Genomic DNA, 17,416 nt, shown 5'->3' with positions numbered 1-17,416 from the left:
AGAGTTTCGTGGCCATCCGCGTCCTACTGGTCGACGACCAGCCGCTGCTGCGCACCGGCTTCCGCATGATCCTGGAGGCCGAGCAGGACATCGCGGTCGTGGGTGAGGCCGGAGACGGCCTGCAGGCTCTCGATCAGGTCCGGGCCCTGCAGCCCGATGTGGTGCTCATGGACATCCGGATGCCCCGGATGGACGGTGTCGAGGCGACCCGGCAGATCACCGGCCCCGACCGGGACGGTCCGGCGAAGGTGCTCGTCCTGACGACCTTCGATCTCGACGAGTACGTGGTGGAGGCGCTGAAGGCGGGGGCCAGCGGCTTCCTCCTGAAGGACGCCCCGGCCAACGAGCTGGTGCAGGCGATCCGGGTGGTCGCCGCCGGCGAGGCGATGCTCGCGCCGAGCATCACGCGGCGGCTGCTGGACAAGTACGCGGACCATCTGCCGTCGGGCGACGAGCCGGTGCCGGACACCCTGCACACGCTGACCGAGCGTGAGGTCGAGGTGCTCAAGCTGGTGGCGCGCGGCTTGTCGAACGCGGAGATCGCCGCCGATCTGTTCGTGAGCGAGACGACCGTGAAGACCCATGTGGGCCATGTGCTCACGAAGTTGGGGCTGCGCGACCGGGTGCAGGCGGCCGTGTACGCGTACGAGAGCGGACTCGTCCGCCCCGGCGCCCAGTAGCCCCGCGGGTCACCCGCGACGTACGGCGAAGGCGGCGGTCACCCGGAGGTGGCCGCCGCCTTCGTGTCTGCCGGGCGGGACGGTCAGCCCTTGCTGATCTCCCAGAACCGGAACACGGTGGACGCGTCGAGGCAGTTCTCAAGGCCGTAGACGTTGTCGCGGGCGACGGCGTACTGCTTGGCCTGCCACACCGGCAGGATCGGCAGCTGCTCGGCGACGATGTCCTGGAGCTGCTCGTACTGCTTGGTGGTGGCGGAGCGGTCGCTCTGGGCGCCGGTGTCCGGGATGATCGCGTCGGTGATCGTCTTGTTGGTGTAGTTGTTGCCGAGGACGTTGCCCGCGCCGAAGAACGGCTGGGTGAAGTTGTCCGGGTCCGGGTAGTCGGGCACCCAGCCCTTGACGTAGACGCCGTACTTGCCGGACTTGATGTCCCGTTCGTACTGCGCGAATTCGACGGACTTCACGTCGGCGTCGAACAGACCGCTGGCGTTGAGCTGCTTGGCGATGGCCTTGAACTCGGCGTCGGTGGCCGGGCCGTAGCGCGACGGCGTGGACCAGAGGGTGAGCTTGACCTTGCCGGTGATGCCGGCACCGCGCAGCGCGGCCTGGGCCTTGCTCTGCGAGGGGCGGGCGCCGTAGGTGTCGAAGAACGCGGTGTTGTGGCCGCTGATGCCCGCCGGGATGATCGAGTACAGCGAGGTCGCGGTGTTGTCGTAGACCTCGTCGATGAGGGCGTCGCGGTCGATCAGGTAGGCCATCGCCTTGCGGACGGCGAGCTTGCCGACGACCGGGTCCTTCATGTTGAAGACGAGGTGCTGGACCTCGGCGCTGGTGCCCTCGACGACGTCGATGTCCTCGCTGCCCTTGCCGGTGGCCGCCTCGATGTCGGCGACGTCCTTGGCGGCGAGCCCGCGGTAGGTGAGGTCGACGTCGCCGTCGAGCAGGGACTTCTTCAGGCCCGCCTGGTCACCGTGGAAGAACCTCATGGTGACGCCGGTGTTCTTGACCTTGGCGGTGCCCCGGTACTTGTCGTTGACCGAGAAGACGGCCTGGTCCTTGCCGAACGAGTCGAGCTTGTACGGGCCCGAGCCGTCGGCCTTGCCGTCCGTGCGCAGGCGGTCGGCCGGGTACGCGGTGTGGTCGACGATCGAACCGGCGCCCGAGGCGATCTTGCTGGGGAAGGTCGCGTCGGCGTACTTGAGCTTGAAGACGACGGTGTCGGCGTCGGGCGTCTCCACCTTGTCCAGCATCGGGAACATGATGGCGGGACCGGCGTCGTCGTTGATCTTCATCATGCGGTCGAAGGAGAACTTGACGTCCTTCGACGTGAGCGCGTTGCCGTTGCTGAACTTCAGCCCCGAACGCAGGGTGCACGAGTAGACCTTGGTGGCCGTGTCGCTGAAGTGGCAGTCCTTGGCGGCCTCGGGCTGCGGCTCGGTGCCTCCGTTGGGGAAGCTGAGCAGCGACTGGAAGACGTTGTTGAACAGCAGCCACGAGCCCGGGTCGTAGCCGGACGCCGGGTCGGTCGCCTGGATGTCGTCGGACATCCCCATGACCACGGAGTCACCGGAGCCGGCCGAGCCGCCCTGGTCCGAGCCACAGCCGGTCAGCAGTGCCGCGGCGAGTCCCGCGCCGAGGGGCAGGGCCAACCACTGGTTGCGCTTTGTCACGTACGTGCCTTGTCGTCGGTCGTGCGATAAGGAGCGGGGCCGGCCGCGGCTTCGGGACCGGCCCCACGGTGAGCTCAGCCGCTGACGCCGCGGCCCAGCTCCCACAGCTGAAGGACGGAGGAGGCGGACAGCGCCCACTCCACGCCCGTGATGTCGTCGCGCGCGGCGACGTACTGCTTGCCCTGCCACAGCGGGAGCACCGGCACGTCGTCGGCGACGATGTCCTGGATCTGCTGGATGCTCTTGGACGCGGTGAGCCGGTCCGCCTCGCGGCGCTCGGCCGGGATCAGCTGGCCGCGGATGCGGCCGTTCGCGTACGGGGAGGCGAGGAAGTTGTCCTTGTCGAGGAACGGCGCGAGGAAGTTGTCGGCGTCCGGGAAGTCGGGGAACCAGCCGAGGCCGTAGACGTCGTACTTGCCCTTGAGCTGGGAGTCGCGGAACGTCTCCCACTTGTCGCCCTTGATGTCGACGTCGAACAGGCCGCTGTCGTTCAGCTGCTTCTGCAGGACCTCGAATTCCTTCTTGGTGCCCGAGCCGTAGTGGTCGGTCGTGTAGTGCAGGGTGACCTTGATCGGCGTGCTGATGTTCGCCCGGTTCAGCGTCGCCGCGGCCTTGGCCTTGTCCGGGTCGCCGTACTCGTTGAAGAACGAGTTCTGGTGGCCGGTGATGCCCGCGGGCACCAGCGAGTAGAGCGGCTCGGCGCTGGTGCCGTACACGCTGGACGCGAGCTCGCCGCGGTCCACGACCTCCGCCATGGCCTGGCGCACGGCCTTGCTCTTGACGCTGTCCGCAACGGTGTTGAAACCGAGGTAGCGGATCTCCATGCCCGGCATCTCGACCAGGTTGACGTTCTTGGGGGGCGTCGTCGAGTACTTGTTGATCTGCTCCGGCGACATGGTGCGCGTCATCAGGTCGATGTCGCCCTTCTCCAGCGCCGTGCCCATGGCGTCGGCGTCGGCGAAGGAGACCAGCTCCACCTTGTCGTTCTTCGGCTTCAACTGCCCCTTGTAGTTGGGGTTCTTGGTGAAGACGGTCTTGACGACGGCGTTGCCGTCGGTCTCGGCCTTCATCGTGTACGGGCCGGAGCCGTCCACGTCGAAGCCGTTGCGCAGCTTGCGCTTGTCGTAGTCGTCGGGGTTGACGATGCCGGCGGTGGGCGTGGCCAGCTTGTACGGGAAGGTGGCGTCCGGGGTGTTGAGGTGGAAGATCACCTTGCGGGCGCCCTGCGTCTCGATCGTGTCGATCGTGGAGAGCAGGCCGTACGAGGCGCTCTTGCTCTTGATGGTGCGGACCCGGTCGATGGAGTACTTCACGTCGGCGGCGGTGACCGGGTCGCCGCTGGCGAACTCCAGGTCCTTGCGCAGCGTGCAGACGTACCGCTCGCTGCCGGTGTCGGTGAAGATGCAGCTCTCGGCGGCCTCGGGCACCGGCTCGCCGCTGCCGCTGCGGGGCATCGCCATCAGCGTCTGCACGGTCTGGCGCAGCACGTTCCAGGACCCGGCGTCATAGGCGTACGCGGGGTCGAACGGGGCGGGTTCCTGCTTCGTCGCGACGAACCGGTCGGTGGTGCCCACGGCGATCCCGTCGCCGTCCGAACCCCCACTGTCGGACCCGCCGCACGCGGCGAGCACCGGGGCCAGCAGGCCGACGACGGCCGGCAGCACCAAAGTCTTGCGGTTCATGCTCGAAGTTCTCCAGAGCTGTTGATCCCGTGGGCCGGAACAGGGGTGGTGCACAGGGACACGGGAGGTTACGGCGATGTTCTCGCGACGACATTAATGGGCCCGCCGCGACGGTTCGCAGGCACTGGAGCCGGGCGCCCATCACGCTGCGGAACCAGGCGTGGACGCACCGAAAACACCTGAGGGGGAAGGTTCGGCACAGGGAGCGACCAATCAGGACACAAGGTCCCGACCGGGCGCACCCGAGGTGATGGCGCAGCACGGCGATCCGAACCTGTCGACCCTCCATCGAGTGGGAAAGGTCACATGGCCAACTGGATTGGCGGCTGCGGCGATTCAGCCACCCGGCAGCCGTCAGGGCGTCATCAGGCCATGCAGGAAAGGCAGGTTGACGTGCTCGAGGGACGACACGACGGTGCGCCGGTGGGCCGGCTCGATCGGAGCGACGGACGGGACGGCGACGACATGACAGCCCGCCGCCTCGGCGGCGGCGACGCCGGTGGCGGTGTCCTCGATGACGGCGCAGCGCCCGGGCTCGGCGCTCAGTCCGGAGGCGGCGAGCAGGTACGGGTCGGGGTGCGGCTTGGTGTGCGAGACCTCGTCGCCGGCGATGGTGAGGCGGAAGTTCTGTACGCCGAGCGACTGCAGGACGCGGTCGATGATGCGCCGGTGCGAGGCGGAGACGAGCGCGGTGGGCACCTGGTGCGCGGCGAGCTCGGCGAGGAGTCTGGCGGCCCCGGGCATCAGCGGCAGCGACTGGCCGATGCGCCGCTCGAAGGCGTCGTTGAGCAGGACGGTCAGCTCGGGGACGGTGATGTCGGCGCCGGTCGCCTCGATGAGGAAGCCCGCGCTGCGGGTCATCGGACCGCCGACGACGACCTGTTTCCAGGCCGGGTCGAGGGTGTGGCCGAGATCGGCGAAAACGGCGCTCTCGGCGTCCCACCAGAAGCCCTCGGTGTCGACGAGGGTTCCGTCCATGTCGAGGAGCACGGCCTGAAGGGTGGAGCCTTCGGCCGTTCGGGTACCGAGTGCGGGAACCGTACTGGTCATCCGTGGACACCTCCATGAGGGACGAGAAGGCCGGTCGCCCTCCTTGAGCGGGAGGGCGACCGGCCTGCGCTGGACCGACCAGTGTACGACTGCCGCGGATTACCGCGCGTTGAAGTACTTCGCCTCGGGGTGGTGGATGACGATCGCGTCGGTGGACTGCTCGGGGTGGAGCTGGAACTCCTCGCTGAGCTGGACGCCGATCCGCTCGGGCTCGAGCAGCTCGGCGATCTTGGCGCGGTCCTCCAGGTTCGGGCAGGCGCCGTAGCCGAGCGAGAAGCGGGCGCCCCGGTACTTCAGGGCGAACATGTCCTCCATCTCGGCGGGGTCCTCGCCGGCGAAGCCCAGCTCGGAGCGGACCCGGGCGTGCCAGTACTCGGCGAGTGCCTCGGCCAACTGGACGGACAGGCCGTGCAGTTCGAGGTAGTCGCGGTAGGAGTCGGAGGCGAACAGCTCGGCGGTGGCCTCACCGATCTTCGAGCCGACGGTGACGACCTGGAGGCCGACGACGTCGGTCTCGCCGGACTCCTCCGGGCGGAAGAAGTCGGCCAGGCACAGCCGGCGGCCGCGGCGCTGGCGCGGGAAGCTGAACCGGGTCCGCTCGTTCCCGGCGTCGTCCAGGATGATCAGGTCGTCGCCCTTGGACACGCAGGGGAAGTAGCCGTAGACCACGGCCGCTTCGAGCATGTTCTTGGTGTGCAGCTCGTCGAGCCAGCCGCGCAGCCGCGGCCGGCCCTCGGTCTCCACCAGCTCCTCGTACGTGGGCCCGTCCCCGGTGCGCGCCTGCTTCAGGCCCCACTGGCCCTTGAAGAGGGCGCCCTCGTCGAGCCAGGACGCGTACTCCTTGAGCTGGATGCCCTTGATGACGCGGGTGCCGCGGAACGGCGGTTCGGGGACCGGGTTGTCGGTGGCGACGTCGGAGCGCGCGGGCCCCTCGTCGGGCCGCTCCTCGACCTGTACGGCGCCGGCCTTGACCCGGCGCTGCTTCAGTTCGGGCAGCGTGGCGCCGGGCACGCCGCGCTTGACCGCGATGAGCGCGTCCATCAGGCGCAGGCCCTCGAACGCGTCGCGGGCGTAGCGGACTTCGCCCTCGTAGATCTCGTGCAGGTCCTGCTCGACGTAGGCGCGGGTGAGCGCGGCGCCGCCCAGGATCACCGGGAAGTCGGCGGCCAGCTTGCGCTGGTTGAGCTCCTCCAGGTTCTCCTTCATGATCACGGTCGACTTGACCAGGAGCCCGGACATGCCGATCACGTCGGCCTTGTGCTCCTCGGCGGCTTCCAGGATCGCCGAGACGGGCTGCTTGATGCCCAGATTGACCACGTTGTAGCCGTTGTTGGACAGGATGATGTCGACAAGGTTCTTGCCGATGTCGTGGACGTCGCCGCGCACGGTGGCCAGCACGATGGTGCCCTTGCCCTCCGTGTCCGACTTCTCCATGTGCGGTTCCAGGTAGGCCACCGCGTTCTTCATCACCTCGGCCGACTGCAGCACGAACGGCAGCTGCATCTGGCCGGAGCCGAACAGCTCGCCGACCACCTTCATGCCGTCCAGCAGGATGTCGTTGACGATCTCCAGCGCCGGGCGGGACTCCAGGGCGGCGTCGAGGTCGGCCTCCAGGCCGTTCTTCTCGCCGTCGATGATGCGTCGCTTGAGGCGCTCCTCCAGCGGCAGCGCCGCCAGTTCCTCGGCCTTGCCGGCCTTCAGCGACTTCGCGGTGGCGCCCTCGAACAGCGCCATCAGCTTCTGCAGCGGGTCGTAGCCCTCGGACCGGCGGTCGTAGATCAGGTCGAGGGCCGTCTTGACCTGTTCCTCGTCGAACCGCGCGATGGGGAGGATCTTCGAGGCGTGCACGATCGCCGAGTCCAGGCCGGCCTTCACGCACTCGTCCAGGAACACGGAGTTGAGGACGATGCGGGCGGCCGGGTTCAGGCCGAAGGAGATGTTCGACAGGCCCAGCGTGGTCTGCACGGCGGGGTGGCGCTTCTTCAGCTCGCGGATCGCCTCGATGGTGGCGATGCCGTCGCCCCGGGACTCCTCCTGCCCGGTACAGATCGTGAAGGTCAGGCAGTCGATCAGGATGTCCGACTCGTGGATGCCCCAGTTCCCGGTCAGGTCCTCGATGAGGCGCTCGGCGATGGCCACCTTGTGCTCGACCGTGCGGGCCTGGCCCTCCTCGTCGATGGTCAGCGCGATCAGCGCGGCGCCGTGCTCCTGCGCGAGCCGGGTGACCTTCGCGAAGCGGGACTCCGGGCCGTCGCCGTCCTCGTAGTTGACCGAGTTGATGACCGCGCGGCCGCCGAGCTTCTCCAGCCCGGCCTGGATCACCGGCACCTCGGTCGAGTCCAGCACGATCGGCAGGGTGGAGGCGGTGGCGAAGCGGCCGGCCAGTTCCTCCATGTCGGCGACGCCGTCGCGGCCCACGTAGTCGACGCAGAGGTCGAGCATGTGCGCGCCCTCGCGGATCTGGTCGCGGGCCATCTCCACGCAGTCGTCCCAGCGGCCTTCCAGCATGGCCTCGCGGAACTTCTTCGACCCGTTGGCGTTCGTCCGCTCGCCGATCGCCATGTAGGCGGTGTCCTGGCGGAACGGCACGGTCTGGTAGAGGGAGGCGGCGCCCGGCTCGGGGCGCGGCTCGCGCTGGGTGGGGCGCAGGTCGCGGACCCGCTCGACGACCTGGCGCAGGTGCTCGGGCGTGGTGCCGCAGCAGCCGCCGACCAGGGACAGGCCGTACTCGCGGACGAAGGTCTCCTGCGCGTCGGCCAGCTCGGGCGCGGTCAGCGGGTAGTGCGCCCCGTCCTTGGTGAGGACCGGCAGGCCCGCGTTGGGCATGGCCGAGATCGGGATGCGGGAGTGGCGGGAGAGGTAGCGCAGGTGCTCGCTCATCTCGGCCGGGCCCGTCGCGCAGTTCAGGCCGATCATGTCGATGCCGAGCGGCTCCAGCGCGGTCAGCGCCGCGCCGATCTCCGAGCCCAGCAGCATCGTGCCGGTCGTCTCGACGGTGACCGAGCAGATCAGCGGCAGCGTGGTGCCGGTGGCGTCCAGGGCGCGGCGGGCGCCGAGGAGGGCGGCCTTCGTCTGGAGGAGGTCCTGGGTCGTCTCGACCAGCAGCGCGTCCGCGCCACCGGCGATCAGGCCCTCGGCGTTCTGCTGGTAGGCGTCCCGCAGCGTCGTGTAGGGGGCGTGGCCCAGGGTGGGCAGCTTGGTGCCGGGGCCCATCGAGCCGAGGACCCAGCGCTGCTGTCCGGTCGACGCGGTGAACTCGTCGGCGACCTCGCGGGCCACGCGGGCGCCGGACTCGGAGAGCTCGAAGACGCGGTCGGCGATGTCGTACTCGCCGAGGGCCGCGTGGTTGGCGCCGAACGTGTTGGTCTCGACGCAGTCGACGCCCACGGCGTAGTACGCCTCGTGGACGGAGCGCACGATGTCGGGGCGGGTGAGGTTCAGGATCTCGTTGCAGCCCTCGAGCTGCTGGAAGTCGTCGAGGGTGGGATCCTGCGCCTGCAGCATGGTGCCCATCGCGCCGTCGGCCACCACGACTCGGGTGGCGAGGGCTTCGCGGAGGGCGTCCACGCGGGCGCGGGCATCGGCGGCGGGCGTTGGCAACGAGGCCATGAAAGTGCTCCCTGAGGTGCGACGGCTGTCGGCTTTGCGGCTCCACTGCTGGAGGCGCACCCGGCCAGGGTAGCCGGGACCAAGGTCTCGTCGTGGAGGCGTCCACGGGGCGGAACGCCGGACGGCCGCGCCGCGCCACACTGTCCGGTGGCGGTCCCCGACGGGAAACGGGTCGAAATATAGGCTCACGCCGCATTAGCAGGAGGTCGGCAACGACCGATACTGTTCAGCATTGTCGAACGTTGCTCGGTGGCCCCGGTCATCGACGAGTCATCGATCGACGAGATCGACGAGATCGACGAGATTGGCGACCCCCGTCGTCGAGAGGAACCGAGGGAGGAAGGGACTGCGATGGCACGCAACATCCAGTCGCTCGAACGGGCCGCGGCGATGCTCCGGCTCCTCGCGGGCGGTGAGCGGCGGCTCGGCCTCTCGGACATCGCCTCCGCCGTCGGTCTCGCCAAGGGCACGGCCCACGGCATCCTGCGCACGCTGCAGGCCGAGGGCTTCGTCGAGCAGGACGCGGCCTCGGGGCGGTACCAGCTGGGCGCCGAGCTGCTGCGCCTGGGCAACAGCTATCTGGACGTGCACGAGCTGCGGGCACGGGCCCTGGTCTGGACGGACGACCTGGCCCGCTCCAGCGGGGAGGCCGTCTATCTGGGGGTGCTGCACCAGCAGGGCGTGCTGATCGTGCACCACGTCTTCCGGCCGGACGACAGCCGGCAGGTCCTGGAGGTCGGGGCGATGCAGCCGCTGCACTCGACGGCTCTGGGCAAGGTCCTGACCGCGTACGACCCGGTGGCGCACAGCGAGGTCATCGAGGCCGAGCGCAAGGAGTTCACGCCGCGCACGGTGTCCGATCTCGCGGGCTTCGAGGCGGTGCTCGACCTGACCCGGGCGCGCGGGTACGCCGACGACGTGGAGGAGACCTGGCAGGGCGTCGCCTCCGTCGCGGCCCCGATCCACGACCGGCACCGGATGCCGGTGGGTGCGGTCGGCATCACCGGCGCCGTGGAGCGCGTCTGCGGGGCCGACGACAAGGGCGCGCTGCGGCCCGAGCTCATCGCGGCCGTGCGGGACTGCGCCCGCGCCGTCTCCCGGGACCTGGGGGCCAGCCGGTTCTGACGCCGCGCCCCTCACGCCCCCGACCCAGGCCCCGTCTCCGGACGGGGCTTTCGCCGTTCCAAGGTGCAGGGTGCACCTTTCCGCGCGACCATCGATGGACACCCTGGCCGCACGGTCACCGATAGGCACGATCGATCAATAACGATCGTGCTTTGAATAACAGAACCCTTGACGATCCAGTAACCCCGGAGCAAGACTCGCGTCCATCGGTCGGCATTGTCGAACACCTACCGGCAATACGCGTTAGAGTGTGACAAGGCCAGGCCGAAACCGCCCTCACTGGAGGGCGCGGACCACCGGAGAGGGACCCGGGGTTCGGTTTCCCCTGGACGAAGGACAAAGGAGTCGCGGGTGTCCAGCTCCGACATCTTCATCGGCGAGACCATCGGTACCGCCGTGCTCATCCTGCTGGGCGGTGGCGTCTGCGCCGCCGTCACTTTCAAGCGCTCGAAGGCGTACGACGCCGGCTGGGTCGCCATCGCCTTCGGTTGGGGCTTCGCGGTCCTGACCGGCGCCTACCTCGCGGGCGGCGTCTCCGGCGCGCACCTGAACCCCGCGGTCACCATCGGCCTCGCCATCGAGGGCGGCACCAAGTGGAGCGATGTCCCGCTCTACCTGGGCTCGCAGCTCCTCGGCGCGATGATCGGCGCCGTGCTGGTCTGGGCGACGTACTACGGGCAGTTCCGTGCGCACCTGACGGACCCGGAGATCATCGCCGCGCAGCCGGCCGACGAGGGCCTGGTCGACCAGAAGTCCGCGCCCAAGGCGGGCCCCGTGCTCGGCATCTTCTCGACGGGCCCGGAGATCCGGAACGTCGTGCAGAACCTGATCACGGAGATCATCGCGACGGTCGTGCTGGTCATCGCCATCCTCACGCAGGGCCTGAACGACGGCGGCAACGGCCTGGGCACCCTCGGCGCCCTGATCACCGCGCTGGTCGTCGTCGGCATCGGTCTCTCGCTCGGCGGCCCCACGGGCTACGCGATCAACCCGGTCCGTGACCTCGGCCCGCGCATCGTGCACGCGCTGCTGCCGCTGCCCAACAAGGGCGGCTCCGACTGGTCGTACGCCTGGATCCCCGTCGTGGGTCCGCTGATCGGCGGCGCCATAGCCGGTGGCCTCTACAACATCGCGTTCAAGTAGGCCGCCCGACACCGCGAGCACCCCGCCCGAGCACCGAGAACTTTCAGGAGCAACCCGTGACCGACGCACACACCGCAGGCCCCTTCATCGCGGCGATCGACCAGGGCACCACGTCCAGCCGCTGCATCGTCTTCGACAAGGACGGCCGGATCGTCTCCGTCGACCAGAAGGAGCACGAGCAGATCTTCCCGAAGCCGGGCTGGGTCGAGCACGACGCGAACGAGATCTGGGCCAACGTCCAGGAGGTCGTCGCCGGAGCCATCACCAAGGCCGGCATCACCCGCGACGACATCAAGGCCATCGGCATCACCAACCAGCGCGAAACCACTCTCCTCTGGGACAAGAACACCGGCGAGCCCGTCCACAACGCGATCGTCTGGCAGGACACCCGCACCGACGCCCTGTGCAAGGAGCTCGGGCGCAACGTCGGGCAGGACCGCTTCCGCCGCGAGACCGGTCTGCCGCTCGCGTCGTACTTCGCCGGGCCCAAGGCCCGCTGGCTGCTCGACAACGTCGAGGGGCTGCGCGAGCGCGCCGAGGCGGGCGACATCCTCTTCGGCACCATGGACAGCTGGGTCATCTGGAACCTGACCGGCGGGGTCAACGGCGGCAAGCACGTCACCGACGTCACCAACGCCTCCCGCACGATGCTGATGAACCTGCACGAGATGCGCTGGGACGAGCGCATCTGCTCCTCCATCGGCGTCCCGATGGAGATGCTGCCGGAGATCCGGTCCTCCGCCGAGGTCTACGGCGAGGTCACCGGCGGCACGCTCGGCGACGTCCTGGGCGGCGTCCCGGTCGCCTCGGCGCTCGGCGACCAGCAGGCGGCCCTGTTCGGCCAGACCTGTTTCGCCGAGGGCGAGGCCAAGTCCACGTACGGCACCGGCACCTTCATGCTGATCAACACCGGTGACAAGGCCATCAACTCCTACTCGGGCCTGCTGACCACGGTCGGCTACCAGATCGGCGACGCCAAGCCGGTCTACGCCCTGGAGGGTTCCATCGCCGTCACCGGTTCGCTGGTGCAGTGGATGCGCGACCAGATGGGCCTGATCAAGTCCGCCGCCGAGATCGAGACGCTCGCGTCGTCGGTCGAGGACAACGGCGGCGCGTACTTCGTGCCGGCCTTCTCCGGCCTGTTCGCCCCGTACTGGCGCCCCGACGCCCGCGGTGTGATCACCGGCCTGACCCGGTACGTCACCAAGGCGCACATCGCGCGCGCCGTCCTGGAGGCCACGGCCTGGCAGACCCGTGAGATCAGCGACGCCATGACGAAGGACTCCGGCGTCGAGCTCACGGCCCTCAAGGTCGACGGCGGCATGACCTCCAACAACCTGCTGATGCAGACCCTCTCCGACGTTCTGGACGCCCCTGTGGTGCGCCCGATGGTCGCCGAGACGACCTGCCTCGGCGCCGCTTACGCCGCCGGTCTCGCCGTCGGCTTCTGGTCCAGCACCGACGATCTGCGCGCCAACTGGCGCCGGGCCGCCGAGTGGACGCCCCGCATGGACGCGGACACCCGCGACCGTGAGTACAAGAACTGGCTCAAGGCCGTCCAGCGGTCCATGGGCTGGCTCGAAGACGAGGAGTAAGACCCCACCATGAGTACCCAGTCCACCCTGCAGACCGTGCCTGCCCTCGGAACGCACCCGGCCGCCGGCTCCAACCCGAGCCGCGCCGAGACCCGCGAGCAGCTTTCCAAGGCGACGTACGACCTCCTGGTGATCGGCGGCGGCATCCTGGGCATCTCCACTGCCTGGCACGCGGCGCAGTCCGGTCTCAGGGTGGCCCTGGTCGACGCCGGCGACTTCGCCGGCGCCACGTCCTCCGCCTCTTCGAAGCTGCTCCACGGCGGCCTGCGCTACCTGCAGACCGGCGCGGTGAAGCTGGTCGCGGAGAACCACTTCGAGCGGCGTGCGGTGTCCCGGAACGTGGCCCCGCACCTCGCGAACCCGCTCACTTTCTACCTGCCCGTCTACAAGGGCGGCCCGCACGGCGCGGCCAAGCTGGGCGCGGGTGTCTTCGCGTACAGCGCGCTGTCGGCGTTCGGTGACGGCGTCGGGCACCTGCTCTCCCCTGCCAAGGCGCAGCAGGACGTGCCCGAGCTGCGCACGGAGAACCTCAAGGCCGTGGCCGTGTACGGCGACGACCAGATGAACGACGCGCGGATGGCGCTGATGACGGTGCGCGCCGCTGTCGACGCCGGTGCCGTCGTCCTCAACCACGCCGAGGTCACCGGCCTGCGCTTCACCAAGGGCCGGGTCACGGGCGCGGAGCTCAAGGACCGCACCAGCGGTGACGAGTTCGGCGTGAGCGCGCGGCTCGTGCTCAACGCGACGGGCCCGTGGGTCGACCACCTGCGCACCATGGAGGACCCGAACGCGGCGCCCTCCATCCGCCTCTCCAAGGGCGCGCACCTGGTCATGAAGCGCACGTCCCCGTGGAAGGCCGCGCTCGCGACACCGATCGACAAGTACCGCATCACGTTCGCCCTGCCCTGGGAGGACATGCTGCTGCTCGGGACGACCGACGAGGAGTACGAGGGCGACCCGGCGGACGTCTCGGTCACCGAGAAGGACATCGCGCAGATCCTCGACGAGGCCGCCTTCTCCGTGCGCGACCAGCAGCTCGACCGGGACCTGATGACCTACGCGTTCGCCGGTCTGCGCGTGCTGCCGGGCGGCCCCGGCGACACGTCGAAGGCCAAGCGCGAGACCGTCGTCACCGAGGGCAGGGGCGGCATGCTGTCCGTCGCCGGCGGCAAGTGGACGACGTTCCGGCACATCGGCCGCACCGTCATGAAGAAGCTGGAGTCGCTGCCCGGTCACCCGCTCGGCGACGACTTCGAGCCGATCAACGAGCTGCCGAAGCGGATGCCGCTCCCGGGTGTCGCCAACCCGCGGGCCGTCGCGCACCGCCTCCTGGTGGACAACCCGGCGCCCGGCCCGCGGATGGCCGCGGACACCGCCAAGCACCTGGCGACGCACTACGGTTCGCTGGCCTTCGACATCGCGCGCCTGGCCAACGAGGACCCGGAGCTCGGGCAGCGGGTGCACCCGGACGCGCCGGAGATCTGGGCGCAGGTCGTGTACGCGCGCGACCACGAGTGGGCCGAGACGGCGGACGACGTGCTGCGCCGCCGCACGACGCTGACGATCCGCGGCCTCGCCACGGACGACGTGCGCGGCAAGGTCCAGGACGTGCTCGACAAGAAGTAGGCACGTACGCAAGGACGTGAGGGGCGGCTCCCACGGGGGGGGGCCGCCGCTTTCGCATGCCCGGCGCACTGCCATGCCGCGTACATACATCCGCAATGTCCGGGAGCAAGAGTGGGGGTATGCCTCCGGTTCCGCTCTCCGTGCTCGATCTCGTGCCCCTGACCTCCGGCTCCGACGCGGCCACCGCGCTGCGGGAGACCGTCCGACTGGCGCGCGCCGCCGAGGAGTTCGGCTACCGGCGCTACTGGCTGGCCGAGCACCATCTCAATCCAGGGGTCGCCGGTTCCGCGCCGGCCCTGGTGATCCAGGCGGTCGCGCAGGCGACGTCGCGGATCCGGGTGGGGTCGGGCGCTGTGCTGCTCGGGCACCGCACCCCGCTGTCGGTGGTGGAGGAGTTCGGGATCCTGGACGCCTTCTTCCCCGGGCGGATCGATCTCGGGCTCGGGCGGTCGGGCCGGCCGCGGGTCGGCGCGCCGCCCGGGGCCGCGGTTCCGGAGCCGGGTGAGGGCACCTTCACGGACGAGGGGCTCTACATCCCGCCCCGGTTCACCGGGTTCGCGAGGCTGCTCGGATCGCCGCGGTTCCAGCGGCAGTTGGAGCTGTTGCAGCAGCCGGGCGCGCAGACCCCGCCGTACGCGGACCAGCTCGCGGAGCTGCTCGACCTGCTCGCCGGCACGTCGCCGGGAGCGCGGGCGGTACCGGGCGAGGGCGCCGACGTCGAGGTGTGGGTGCTGGGCAGCAGCGGCGGCGAGAGCGCGGAGCTCGCCGGGGCGCGGGGACTGCCGTTCGCGGCGAACTACCACGTCAGCCCGGGGACGGTCCGCGAGGCGGTGGAGGCGTACCGTGCCGCGTTCAAGCCGTCGGACGTGCTCACCGAACCGTACGTCGTGGTGTCGGCGGACGTGGTCGTGGGCGAGGACGACGCGGCCGCGCGGGAGCTGGCCACCGGGTACGCGCCCTGGGTGCGGTCGATCCGCAGCGGCGAGGGGGCGATCCCCTTTCCGACACCCGAGGAAGCCCGGCGGCATCAATGGACCGATGCGGACCGGGAGTTGGTGGCCGACCGGGTGGACACCCAGTTCGTGGGCTCCGCGCGGACGGTGGCGGAGCGCCTCGCGGTCCTGCAACGGGCCACCGGTGCCGACGAGTTGCTGGTGACGACGATCACGCACGACCACGGCGACCGGGTCCGGTCGTACGAGCTGCTGGCACGGGAGTGGGGACTGATATGACAGACACGACGAGCCCGTTCGTCCTCGGCATCGCCCTCAGCGCGGACGCCGGGTACGCGCCCGACGACTTCGTCCGCCTCGTCCGCCGGGCCGAGGCGGCCCGCGTCGCCTTCGTGACCGTCGAGGACGGACCCGGCCGGCTCGACTCGGCGCTGCTGCTGACGCTCGCCGCGCGCGAGACGACCCGGATCGGGCTCGTGCCGCTCGGCCCGGTGCTCGGGCAGCCCGCCGGGTACGCGGCGCGGTTCGCGACCCTCGATCTGATCAGCGGCGGGCGCGCCGGGGTGCGGCCGAGGATCGCGGCGGACGACGTGGAGCACGACCGGATCGTGCGGCTCATCGGCACTCCGGAGGGCGACGCGCTGGTCGGCGAACTCTTCGACAAGGCAGCCGGGTTCATCGGCCGGGTCACCGAGGAGTGGGACAAGGACGCGACGGCGCCGCAGGGCCGGCCGCCGCTGATCTCGCTCGCGCACGACACCGTGCCGTACCGGTTCGCGGCGCGCCGCGCGGACGCCGTGCTGATCACCCCGTTCGACGTGGCGGGGCTGCGCCGGATCCGCGCCGAGGTGGACGCGCTCGCCGCCGAGGAGGGCCGGACGCTGAAGGTGCTCGCCGAGCTGAACGTGCTGCTGGCGCCCACGGAGTCCCAAGCGGCGGAACGACGTGCCGCGCTCGGGGAGTTCGACTCCGACGCCGCCCTGTTCACCGGCACCCCGGAGGGCCTCGCCGACCATCTGGAGGAGTGGTACCGCGAGGGCGGCGCCGACGGCTTCCGGATCCGGCCGGTCGCCGTGCCGCAGGACGTGTACGCGCTCGTGGACCGCGCCGTGCCGGAACTGGTCCGGCGCGGACTGCTCCCGGCGGCGTACGAGAGCGGCACCCTGCGCGGCCATCTGGGCCTCACGACCGCCGGCTGAGCCGTCCACCGAACGAGAGGGCACCATGAAGTTCCAGGTCCTGTCCATCATCGGCCACGCACCCCACCCACTGACCGGTGAACTCCCCACTTCCGCCGACCGGTTGACGCAGGTCGTCGAGGTGGGCACAGCGGCCGAGCGGCTCGGCTACGACGCGTACGCGGTCGGCGAGCGGCACGCGGGCCCCTTCCTGTCGTCGTCTCCGACCGTGGTGCTCGGCGCCCTTGCGGCGCGTACGACGCGGATCAGACTGCTGACGGGCGTCACGGTCGTCGCGATCCTCGACCCGGTACGGGTCGCCGAGGACTACGCGACGCTCGACCAGCTCTCGCACGGGCGGATCGAGCTCGTGATCGGCAAGGGCGCGGAGGCGGGCCACTTCGATCTGTTCGGGCTCGACGAGGCGCGGCAGTGGGATCTGCAGAAGGAGAAGTACGAGCTGCTGCGCCGGCTGTGGACGGAGGAGGGCGTCGACTGGGAGGGCGAGTTCCGGCCCGCGCTGAAGGGGGTGACGACGGTGCCGCGCCCGTACGCGGGGCTCCCCCGTGTCTGGCACGGCTCGGCGACCTCCCGCAACTCCCCCGAGCTGGCCGCCAAGCACGGGGATCCGCTGTTCACGGCGAACGCCGTCCAGCCGCGGGCGGCGTACGCGGAGCTCATCGACCACTACCGGGAGCGGTTCGCGGCGTACGGCCACGATCCGGCGCGGGCGCATGTGGCGGCGGGCTCGGGCGGGCTGCTGATCGCGGACACCGCCGAGCAGGCCGTGGAGCGGTACAAGGAGCTGTACGAGGCGAAGGTCGCGCAGTCCTTCCGGCCGCACCTGGCCGGGAAGGCCGGCTACAACACGCCGTTCCGCACGATCGAGGACGCGATCGCGGACGGGCCGCAGCTCATCGGTTCGCCGGAGCAGATCATCGACAAGATCCTCGGGTACCACGAGGTGTACCGGCACGATCTGCAGTCGATCACCGTGGACGGGTTCGGGCAGGGCACGAGCGAGCAGATCGAGACGCTGCAGCGGTTCGCCGAGGAGATCGCGCCCGTGGTGCGCGAGGAGGCGCCGAGTTCGCTGTGGGAATGA

12 protein-coding genes are annotated in these 17,416 nt (G+C 70.1%); 8 read left to right on the top strand and 4 right to left on the bottom strand.

Going from position 1 to position 17,416, the window contains the following annotated elements:
* The first annotated feature begins 8 nt into the window (after nucleotides 1-8).
* The gene (locus ACQUQD_RS32840; protein WP_428955808.1) at nucleotides 9-680 is read left to right on the top strand and encodes a response regulator; all 672 of its coding nucleotides are present in this window, start codon (nucleotides 9-11) and stop codon (nucleotides 678-680) included.
* Between the two features lie 83 nt (nucleotides 681-763).
* Here ACQUQD_RS32840 and ACQUQD_RS32835 read toward each other — a convergent pair whose 3' ends face one another.
* The 4 genes from ACQUQD_RS32835 to metH form a co-directional block, all read right to left on the bottom strand.
* The gene (locus ACQUQD_RS32835; protein WP_428955807.1) at nucleotides 764-2,350 is read right to left on the bottom strand and encodes an ABC transporter substrate-binding protein; all 1,587 of its coding nucleotides are present in this window, start codon (nucleotides 2,348-2,350) and stop codon (nucleotides 764-766) included.
* A 74-nt stretch (nucleotides 2,351-2,424) separates the two neighbouring features.
* Nucleotides 2,425-4,032, bottom strand: coding sequence for an ABC transporter substrate-binding protein (locus ACQUQD_RS32830; protein ID WP_428955806.1), 1,608 nt, complete (start codon nucleotides 4,030-4,032; stop codon nucleotides 2,425-2,427).
* A 354-nt stretch (nucleotides 4,033-4,386) separates the two neighbouring features.
* Entirely contained in the window at nucleotides 4,387-5,082 is a 696-nt protein-coding gene (locus tag ACQUQD_RS32825) for an HAD-IA family hydrolase (RefSeq protein ID WP_428955805.1), read from the bottom strand.
* A gap of 99 nt (nucleotides 5,083-5,181) precedes the next feature.
* A complete protein-coding gene (metH, locus tag ACQUQD_RS32820) occupies nucleotides 5,182-8,691 on the bottom strand; it encodes a methionine synthase (RefSeq protein WP_428955804.1) in 3,510 nt (1,169 codons plus the stop codon).
* Between the two features lie 351 nt (nucleotides 8,692-9,042).
* Here metH and ACQUQD_RS32815 point away from each other — a divergent pair, with 351 nt between their 5' ends.
* The 7 genes from ACQUQD_RS32815 (at nucleotide 9,043) to ACQUQD_RS32785 (ending at nucleotide 17,416) form a co-directional block, all read left to right on the top strand.
* Nucleotides 9,043-9,816: an IclR family transcriptional regulator gene (locus tag ACQUQD_RS32815; RefSeq protein ID WP_428955803.1), complete on the top strand. Its 774-nt coding sequence runs from the start codon at nucleotides 9,043-9,045 to the stop codon at nucleotides 9,814-9,816.
* A 351-nt stretch (nucleotides 9,817-10,167) separates the two neighbouring features.
* On the top strand, nucleotides 10,168-10,959 hold the full coding sequence (locus ACQUQD_RS32810; RefSeq protein WP_428955802.1) for an MIP/aquaporin family protein: 792 nt from the start codon (nucleotides 10,168-10,170) through the stop codon (nucleotides 10,957-10,959).
* A gap of 56 nt (nucleotides 10,960-11,015) precedes the next feature.
* Entirely contained in the window at nucleotides 11,016-12,554 is a 1,539-nt protein-coding gene (gene glpK / locus ACQUQD_RS32805) for a glycerol kinase GlpK (RefSeq protein WP_428955801.1), read from the top strand.
* 9 nt (nucleotides 12,555-12,563) lie between these two features.
* Entirely contained in the window at nucleotides 12,564-14,180 is a 1,617-nt protein-coding gene (locus ACQUQD_RS32800; protein WP_428955800.1) for an FAD-dependent oxidoreductase, read from the top strand.
* A 119-nt stretch (nucleotides 14,181-14,299) separates the two neighbouring features.
* A complete protein-coding gene (locus tag ACQUQD_RS32795; protein WP_428955799.1) occupies nucleotides 14,300-15,412 on the top strand; it encodes an LLM class flavin-dependent oxidoreductase in 1,113 nt (370 codons plus the stop codon).
* The gene (locus ACQUQD_RS32790) at nucleotides 15,409-16,332 is read left to right on the top strand and encodes an LLM class flavin-dependent oxidoreductase (RefSeq protein WP_428955798.1); all 924 of its coding nucleotides are present in this window, start codon (nucleotides 15,409-15,411) and stop codon (nucleotides 16,330-16,332) included. The genes ACQUQD_RS32795 and ACQUQD_RS32790 overlap by 4 nt, the downstream gene beginning before the upstream one ends.
* 25 nt (nucleotides 16,333-16,357) lie before the next feature.
* Nucleotides 16,358-17,416: an LLM class flavin-dependent oxidoreductase gene (locus ACQUQD_RS32785; RefSeq protein ID WP_428955797.1), complete on the top strand. Its 1,059-nt coding sequence runs from the start codon at nucleotides 16,358-16,360 to the stop codon at nucleotides 17,414-17,416.

The sequence above is a fragment of the Streptomyces sp. cg35 genome, from assembly GCF_050410835.1.
Taxonomy (GTDB): domain Bacteria; phylum Actinomycetota; class Actinomycetes; order Streptomycetales; family Streptomycetaceae; genus Streptomyces.
The sequence above is the reverse complement of the archived record's forward strand: the minus strand, read 5'-3'. Positions and strand labels throughout refer to the sequence as shown.